The organism is Thiorhodococcus mannitoliphagus (genome assembly GCF_010915725.1).
GTDB classification, from domain to species: Bacteria; Pseudomonadota; Gammaproteobacteria; order Chromatiales; family Chromatiaceae; genus Thiorhodococcus; species Thiorhodococcus mannitoliphagus.
The window spans coordinates 1-802 of sequence record NZ_JAAIJR010000385.1 but is presented as its reverse complement, the minus strand read 5'-3'; the positions used below and the strand labels follow the sequence as shown (position 1 = coordinate 802).

At 60.8% G+C, this 802-nt stretch carries 2 protein-coding genes; both read left to right on the top strand.

Features of this window, described 5'->3' with window-relative positions; all coding sequences use genetic code 11:
* Window positions 1–356 (top strand): type II toxin-antitoxin system RelE/ParE family toxin (locus tag G3480_RS27025; protein ID WP_164657264.1); only part of this gene is annotated, 356 nt, incomplete at its 5' end.
* Entirely contained in the window at window positions 349–666 is a 318-nt protein-coding gene (locus tag G3480_RS27020; RefSeq protein WP_007042694.1) for a helix-turn-helix domain-containing protein, read from the top strand. The genes G3480_RS27025 and G3480_RS27020, both read left to right, overlap by 8 nt.
* Window positions 667–802 lie beyond the last annotated feature (136 nt).

The window sequence follows — 802 nt, the reverse complement described above, 5'->3', positions numbered from 1 at the left end:
CTTGGTTCGAGCGCTTCGCGCGCAAGCAGAAGATCCGGGACGGGATGTTACGTGAAGCCGTCCTGCGAGCGGAGCAGGGTCTGATCGATGCTGATCTCGGCGGCGGAGTCATCAAGCAGCGTTTGGCGCGCCCTGGGCAAGGTCGATCAGGAGGCTACCGGACGCTGATCTTGTACCGTCAGGCACATCGCGCCTTCTTCGTCTACGGGTTCGCCAAGAGCCAGCAGACCAATATCAGCGACGAGGAAGAAACAGCATTCAAGAAGGCGGCGCGGCACGTCCTTGAGATGACGGACGAGCAGCTCTCTGCACTGATCCAGAAGGGGCAATTCTCGGAGGTTGAACAGGATGGCTAGACAGTATCGTAGCGACGCGATGGCTTCGATTCACGAGACCATGGAGGCCCTCCAAGAGGTAGGTGCCATCGACAAGCAGACCATGCGCGAATTCGATGACGCTTGTCTGACGCCAGTCGAGCCCCTCTCTCCCGAGGCCATTCGCGCTCTGCGTGAGCGCGAGCATCTTTCTCAGCCAGTTTTTGCCCGTTACCTCAATGTAAGCAAGAACTTGGTCTCGGACTGGGAGCGAGGCGTCAAGCGCCCGGGCGGGCCAGCACTTCGGCTTCTGACCGTCATCGAGAAGAAGGGGATTCAGGCAATCGCCTGAACGCCCGGTCCAGTCGAAAGGAAGCTCGCGGCGCTGGTCCCTTGCCGATTCGGCCGGCCGCAGACGGACTCCAACGTCCACGGAAGAGGCCATTGCGGTCGCTCGCTGGCGTTGGCCGAATGTCAGCAACTGGCCG

Bases quoted from the DNA above. Each gene is read 5' to 3' on its own strand.
- G3480_RS27020 (WP_007042694.1), top strand. From the start codon at position 349: ATGGCTAGACAGTATCGTAGCGACGCGATGGCTTCGATTCACGAGACC.